This window comes from Pseudocitrobacter sp. 2023LY-00077, from assembly GCF_055796175.1.
The window spans coordinates 82,121-88,374 of the sequence record NZ_JBSPEI010000021.1; the positions used below are offsets into that span (position 1 = coordinate 82,121).

The window sequence follows — 6,254 nt, forward strand, 5'->3', positions numbered from 1 at the left end:
CTACAACACTTTTGCATTTCGTAGGCCTGGCAAACGCAGCGCCCATCCATCAGGCCATTTTAATCAGCACCATGCCGATTATCAGCAGGCCAAGCCCCATCCAGCCTTTGTTATTCAGGCGTTGACCAAACAGGATCCAGCCCGCTGCCAGCGTAGCCATAATCCCGAAGGCCCCCCATAACGCATAGGCCACGGATAAATCGATACCTTTTACCGCCTGCGACAGCGCGCTAAACGCCGCCAGTACTGCGGAGATCGAAAGCACGCCATAGAATTTGCGGCGAAAACCATCTGAGAACTTCAAAAAGATATTCGCGATAATTTCCAGCACGATTGCCAGCCCCAGCCAGGCGGCGTGAACCCACTCAAACTGTTGCATGGTGAGCCTCCACCGGCTGAGATTTCACTTTGCGGGTACCGGATTTAATCAACACAATCCCGGCGACCAGCGTCGCCAGACCGGCAATCTTCATCGCCGACAGGGCTTCATCAAACAACATGACGCTGAACAGCGTGATGAGCAAAATACCGATGCCTTCCCACAAGGCATAGGCCACACCCAGCGCGATTTTTTTAACCGCGAAGGCAAGGAAAATATAAGAGATGGCAATCATTACCAGCATCAAAATAAAGCCAGCAGAACCGTGACCGACAGCAGCCCATTTCATAGACAGCGTGCCGATAATTTCAGCGACGATCGCAAGGGATAAAAGAATCCAGTAAAACATGTTATTTCTCCTGCTTGAGAATATATTCCGTTGCGGCTCACAGCGAAGTGCAAACCGTAAAATCCAGGTTGTAATGAGTCCTGACGGCGGGCGTCAGTTCAGGCAGAAGAAATAGACTAAAGCGCGTTGCGCCAGTGCTGCTCTGCACAGAGCGAGCTGGAGGTAGGTAAAACAGCGGTGTGAGTGGAAATGAAAGTTTTGAACTGATTGTCCATAAAAATACAATTATCCGCGGTATTGCTTCTCTTCGTTGCGGAAAAAAATTGTCTTCGGTAGTTAAACACAGCTAATTTTTAGCACAACCTTCTGATTAACTCAAAATATTTTCAGATCTTTACCATAAATATTAGATCTAAGTGAGTTCCTTCTCAGACCGTTCGCAATTATGATATTCAGGCTTGTTGTACACTTTTTTCAGGAACCCTTATGGCCAAGCCCATCATTACGCTTAATGGATTAAAAATTGTCATCATGCTGGGCATGTTGGTCATCATTTTGACGGGTATTCGTTTTGCGGCGGATATCATCGTTCCCTTCGTGCTGGCGCTGTTTATCGCCGTGGTGCTTAACCCGGTCGTACAGCTGATGACCCGCTGGCGCATTCCCCGCGTGCTGGCTATCTCTTTACTGATCTGCCTGATTATTATGGTCGCCGTCCTGCTGCTGGCGTCACTCGGCACCTCGCTTAACGAGCTGGCGCGCACGTTGCCGCAGTATCGCTCCTCTTTACATGTGCCACTGCAAAATATTCAGCCCTGGCTGGAGCGCTTTGGCGTGACGGTCTCAGCGGATGAGTTGATTAAATATATCGACCCCAACGCCGCGATGACCTTTGTCACCAGCCTGTTGACGCAGCTCTCTAATGCGATGTCTTCGATTTTTCTTCTGTTGTTAACCGTGGTGTTTATGCTACTGGAAGTGCCGCAGCTTCCGGCCAAACTCCAGCAACTGATGGTCAAACCGACAGAAGGAATGGCGGCGATCCAGCGGGCGATCGACAGCGTGTCACATTATCTGGTGCTGAAAACGGCAATAAGCCTGGTGACCGGTCTGGTGGCGTGGGGCATGCTGGAAGCGTTGGGCGTACGTTTCGCGTTTGTCTGGGGGCTGCTCGCCTTCGCGCTGAACTATATCCCTAACATCGGTTCCGTGCTGGCGGCGATCCCGCCGATTTTACAGGTGCTGGTTTTTGGCGGATTTTATCAGGCGCTGATTGTGCTGGCAGGATATCTGCTGATCAACCTGCTGTTCGGTAATATCCTCGAACCACGCATCATGGGACGCGGGCTGGGGCTGTCAACGCTGGTGGTCTTTCTGTCGTTGATCTTCTGGGGATGGTTGCTTGGGCCCGTGGGGATGCTGCTTTCGGTACCACTCACCATTGTGGTCAAGATTGCCCTTGAGCAAACCATTGGCGGCAGGAGTATTGCCGTGCTATTGAGCGATCTCAGCGATAAGTGACAGCGTCACGCAAAGCTGCCGACATCTCGTCGGCAGCCTCTTCTTCTCTTACGATTTACCTGCTTTTGCCAGACTAAACCACATCCCAACCGCCAGCAGTAATAGCATCATCCCGGCACTGCTTAACGCGACGCTGTGCGAGAAGGTAAACGCGGTACGTGCGGCATTAATCGTGGCCTCGGCAAGCGTCGGCGTCAGGATTTGCGCCGCTTTAACCGCTTCGCCAATCGATGACGAGGCGCGCGCCGCGATATCGCCCGTCAGCCCTTCCGGCAGAATAATGGACGCAGAGAAACTGCGGCTCAGCAGTAAGCCAAAGACGGCAATGCCTAACCCCGCGCCCAGTTCATACGCCATGGTTTCAATCGCTCCGGCAGCCGCTGCTTTTTCCTTCGGCGCTGCGGCCATAATCGCCGCCGTTGACGCCAGCAAGGCGCTGGCGGCGCTAAACCCGAGTAAGACCATCAGCCCCCACGCCTGCCACTGTTGGGTGCTGAAATCCAGCATCGACAGCCCGAGGAAGCTCAGTGCACTCAGTGCCATGCCGCTCGTTGCCACAGTGCGCAGGCCAAGACGCGCGACCAGCACACCGGCAATCGGGCCGCTGAAACCACTGGCCACCATCAGCGGCAGCATAAATTTCCCGGCCTCGAACGGTGTGAAACCATGTACAAACTGCAGTTCCTGCGCCATCAGCAGCTCAAAACCGACCAGCGCAATCATTGCCGTCATCGCCATCACCACGCCACTGAGAATAATGCGGTGGCTGAACAGACGCATATCGATCATCGGCTTCGCCGCACGAAGCTGGATACGAACAAACATCGTTAATAACAGCGCGCCGGTCACGAACGCCCCGCCGATAACCCACGGCGTAACCAGCCCTTTCATCGCGGTTTTGGCGCTATACACCAGCAGCAGGATCGCCACAATCAGCATAATGGCGTGACTCAGGTTCAATGGCTGATCGCGTCGGCCCGGCTGCTGCGGCACGAAGCGCACGGAAAGCGCCATCACCAGCAACACGATAGGGACGTTAATCAGGAACACCGAGCCCCAGTAGAAGTGCTCCAGCAACATGCCGCCAATCAATGGGCCAAAGGCTGCCCCGCCGGAACCGACCGCAGCCCAGACGCCAAGCGCAATGTTGCGATGACGCGCATCGATAAACAGCGTGCGGATCCCGGCCAGCGTCGCCGGGACGATCATCGCCGCGCCAATCGCCAGCACGGCGCGCGCCGCAATCAGCCAACCGGCATCGGGCGCAAACGCTGCTGCCAGCGACGCCAGGCCAAACAATCCGCTGCCGAGCAACAGCAGGCGTTTAAAACCGATACGGTCGCCCAGTGCCCCCATAGGCAGTACCATTCCCGCCATCACCAGCGAGTAGATATCAATGATCCACAGTAACTCGTTGCCGCTTGCCCCAAGCGTCATACTCAACGTCGGTGCCGCCACATGCAGCACCGTCGCATCGATGGCGACCGGAATATAGACCAGCACGATAATCACTAACGCTAACCACTGACGAAACATAACTCTCCCTCATTTATTAAAGTTGGACATCCGTCCAGAACGCGATCCTACGGAAAGTTGAACAACTGTCCAGCTTTTTGTTAAACTCGTTGCGCGGTTATTGAGGATGAAAAATTATGGGTTATCTGAGTAAGGACGAACGACGGGAAGAAATTATGCAGGCGGCGATGCGCGTGGCGCTGGCCGAAGGTTTCCCCGCAATGACCGTCAGGCGGATCGCTACGGAAGCCAACGTTGCCACAGGCCAGGTCCATCACCATTTTGCCTCGGCAGGCGAACTCAAAGCCCAGGCGTTTATTCGCTTAACCCGTACCCTGCTGGATGCTAATCCGTTGCCGGAAAACGCCACGTGGCGTGAACGCTTATGCTCAATGCTTGGCAGCGATGACGGCGGGTTTGAGCCCTATATTCGCCTCTGGCGGGAAGCGCAGCTGATTGCGGCGAAAGATCCCGATATCAAGGCGGCCTATATTCTCACCATGCATATCTGGCATGACGAAACCACGGCGATTATCCGCCAGGGCCACGCGGCGCAGGAGTTTACCCTGCGCGATAGCCCCGAGCACATCGCCTGGCGGCTGATTGCGCTGGTTTGCGGTCTGGATGGAATGTACGCACTGGGAATGACGGATATTAATGACGACGCCTTTAACCAGCATGTGGATGCAGCGATCGCCCTGGAGCTGTTTTCACTACCGCACACACACGATATCTGACATGCGCGTGGTATAGCGCGGCGAGAGCAGTTCCCGTTTCATCTGCCACGGCTGCGCGATACCCTGCCCGGCAAAATAGAGCGTCCCGCGCCCGGTCTTGTGATTAATGGCATCCAACACGCTCATTAACGCTTCGCTGTCCGCACGCGGCGCATTGTCATCAAACAGATTCAGTTGCGCAACGCCCTGGCTGAAAAAATCCCCCAGCATTACGCCCGCTTTCTGATAACGTCGCCCTTCTTTCCAGATAACCTCCAGACAGCGCGTCGCGGCATTAATGATGTCGCGACTATCCTGCGTCGGCGTCAGCAATTTTACCGATGCGCTGTTGCCGTAATAGGGCTGCCCGGCGGCAAACGGCGATGTTTTAATAAATGCCGAAATAAACCGGCAATACTGATGTTCCAGACGCAGCTTCTCTGCCGCCCGGCAGGCGTACTCGCAGATAGCCTGACGTATATCTTCGTAATCCGTTACCGGCGCGCCAAAGGAACGGGAGCTGATAATTTCCTGTTTATCCGGAGCGAACTCTTCCAGTTCAAGACACGCTTCGCCGCGCAGCTCGCGCACCGTGCGTTCGAGTACTACGCTAAAATGTTTACGAATAAAGCGGATGTCTGTATCCGCGAGATCCAGTACGCTGTGAATGCCCATTGCTTCCAGTTTTTTGCTAATCCGCCGCCCGATACCCCACACTTCACTGACCGGAAATGCCGCCATCAGTTTACGCTGCCGTTCGAGACTGGAGAGATCAACCACGCCGCCCGTTTGATGCTGCCATTTTTTTGCCGCATGATTCGCCAGCTTGGCGAGGGTTTTGGTTTGCGCGATCCCCACACCAACAGTCAAATGCATACCCTTACTGATTGTTTCGCGAATTTCACGACCAAAATCGGTTAAATCACGACAATTTCTGACACCGGTAAGATCGCAAAACGCTTCGTCGATACTGTAGATTTCCACTCTCGGGGCCAGCGCTTCCAGGGTCGTCATCACGCGTTCTGACATATCCGCGTAAAGTTCATAATTGCTGCTAAACGCTACCACGCCGTGACGGCGAAACTGCTCCTTCTGTTTAAAATAGGGTTCTCCCATTGCCACCAGTGACTTCGCCTCTGCGCTACGGGCAATGACGCAGCCGTCGTTATTCGACAGCACCACCACCGGTTTGCCTTTGAGATCCGGCCTGAACACCGTTTCGCAGGAGGCATAAAAACTGTTCACATCCACCAGCGCAAACATGGTCAGCAGGCCGCTTTCACGATAAACGTCACCACGCCAAAAATATCCAGCGGCATATCTTCGTTAATGCGGATAGGCGCATAGGCCGGGTTGCAGGGAACCAGCTGGATTATCGGGCGCAGTTGCAGGCGCTTGACGGTAAATTCGCCATCGATAGCGGCGATAATTATATCGCCGTGTCTGGCGGTTCTCGCGCTGTCAACCACCAGCAAATCACCATTGCCGATGCCCGCGTCGATCATAGAATCGCCCGTGGCGCGGACAAAATAGGTCGCACTGGGGTGCGCCACCATAAATTCGTTGAGATCGATTCCCCGCTCAACGTAATCGCGTGCCGGGCTGGGAAAGCCGCATGGCACTAAGTCACTGAAAAGAGGCGTAATTACGCTCTCGCGTTGTTCTGCAAGTTTGTACATCATGACCGTAAACACCCTATACTGTATTTATATGGGTCTTCCCTTGTTGTGGTGGCTGAAGGCATGATAATGGTGTATTTAATCGCCAGAGGTCACCGCCATGGACGAAAAGTCCCTCTACGCTCATATTCTCAACCTGTCCGATCCGTGGCAGG

At 54.2% G+C, this 6,254-nt stretch carries 8 protein-coding genes; 2 read left to right on the plus strand and 6 right to left on the minus strand.

Going from position 1 to position 6,254, the window contains the following annotated elements:
• Window positions 1-49: 49 nt before the first annotated feature.
• The 3 genes from mdtI to ACWWFX_RS21850 form a co-directional block, all read right to left on the minus strand.
• Entirely contained in the window at window positions 50-379 is a 330-nt protein-coding gene (gene mdtI, locus ACWWFX_RS21840; RefSeq protein WP_149463837.1) for a multidrug/spermidine efflux SMR transporter subunit MdtI, read from the minus strand.
• Window positions 366-728, minus strand: a complete 363-nt coding sequence (mdtJ, locus tag ACWWFX_RS21845; RefSeq protein ID WP_108474201.1) for a multidrug/spermidine efflux SMR transporter subunit MdtJ — start codon at window positions 726-728, stop codon at window positions 366-368. Before mdtJ ends, mdtI begins: the two co-directional genes overlap by 14 nt.
• Before the next feature lie 116 nt (window positions 729-844).
• On the minus strand, window positions 845-943 hold the full coding sequence (locus ACWWFX_RS21850) for a protein YdgV (protein WP_442961958.1): 99 nt from the start codon (window positions 941-943) through the stop codon (window positions 845-847).
• Between the two features lie 211 nt (window positions 944-1,154).
• Here ACWWFX_RS21850 and ACWWFX_RS21855 point away from each other — a divergent pair, with 211 nt between their 5' ends.
• Window positions 1,155-2,189 (plus strand): AI-2E family transporter, encoded by a 1,035-nt coding sequence (locus ACWWFX_RS21855; protein WP_276221314.1) that lies wholly within the window; start codon window positions 1,155-1,157, stop codon window positions 2,187-2,189.
• A gap of 48 nt (window positions 2,190-2,237) precedes the next feature.
• Here the strand turns inward: ACWWFX_RS21855 and ACWWFX_RS21860 are convergent, their stop codons facing one another.
• The gene (locus ACWWFX_RS21860) at window positions 2,238-3,725 is read right to left on the minus strand and encodes a SmvA family efflux MFS transporter (protein WP_473224771.1); all 1,488 of its coding nucleotides are present in this window, start codon (window positions 3,723-3,725) and stop codon (window positions 2,238-2,240) included.
• 116 nt (window positions 3,726-3,841) lie between these two features.
• Here ACWWFX_RS21860 and ACWWFX_RS21865 point away from each other — a divergent pair, with 116 nt between their 5' ends.
• Entirely contained in the window at window positions 3,842-4,441 is a 600-nt protein-coding gene (locus ACWWFX_RS21865; RefSeq protein WP_473224772.1) for a TetR family transcriptional regulator, read from the plus strand.
• Here ACWWFX_RS21865 and ACWWFX_RS21870 read toward each other — a convergent pair.
• On the minus strand, window positions 4,418-5,683 hold the full coding sequence (locus ACWWFX_RS21870; RefSeq protein ID WP_473224773.1) for a Y-family DNA polymerase: 1,266 nt from the start codon (window positions 5,681-5,683) through the stop codon (window positions 4,418-4,420). The two genes, ACWWFX_RS21865 and ACWWFX_RS21870, sit on opposite strands and share 24 nt — an antisense overlap.
• 2 nt (window positions 5,684-5,685) lie before the next feature.
• Window positions 5,686-6,102, minus strand: coding sequence for a translesion error-prone DNA polymerase V autoproteolytic subunit (umuD, locus tag ACWWFX_RS21875; RefSeq protein ID WP_276221331.1), 417 nt, complete (start codon window positions 6,100-6,102; stop codon window positions 5,686-5,688).
• Between the last annotated feature and the right edge of the window lie 152 nt (window positions 6,103-6,254).

Bases quoted from the DNA above. Each gene is read 5' to 3' on its own strand.
- ACWWFX_RS21870 (WP_473224773.1), bottom strand. From the start codon at position 5,683: ATGTTTGCGCTGGTGGATGTGAACAGTTTTTATGCCTCCTGCGAAACG.
- mdtI (WP_149463837.1), bottom strand. From the start codon at position 379: ATGCAACAGTTTGAGTGGGTTCACGCCGCCTGGCTGGGGCTGGCAATC.
- ACWWFX_RS21850 (WP_442961958.1), bottom strand. From the start codon at position 943: ATGGACAATCAGTTCAAAACTTTCATTTCCACTCACACCGCTGTTTTA.
- umuD (WP_276221331.1), bottom strand. From the start codon at position 6,102: ATGATGTACAAACTTGCAGAACAACGCGAGAGCGTAATTACGCCTCTT.
- ACWWFX_RS21865 (WP_473224772.1), top strand. From the start codon at position 3,842: ATGGGTTATCTGAGTAAGGACGAACGACGGGAAGAAATTATGCAGGCG.
- ACWWFX_RS21855 (WP_276221314.1), top strand. From the start codon at position 1,155: ATGGCCAAGCCCATCATTACGCTTAATGGATTAAAAATTGTCATCATG.
- mdtJ (WP_108474201.1), bottom strand. From the start codon at position 728: ATGTTTTACTGGATTCTTTTATCCCTTGCGATCGTCGCTGAAATTATC.
- ACWWFX_RS21860 (WP_473224771.1), bottom strand. From the start codon at position 3,725: ATGTTTCGTCAGTGGTTAGCGTTAGTGATTATCGTGCTGGTCTATATT.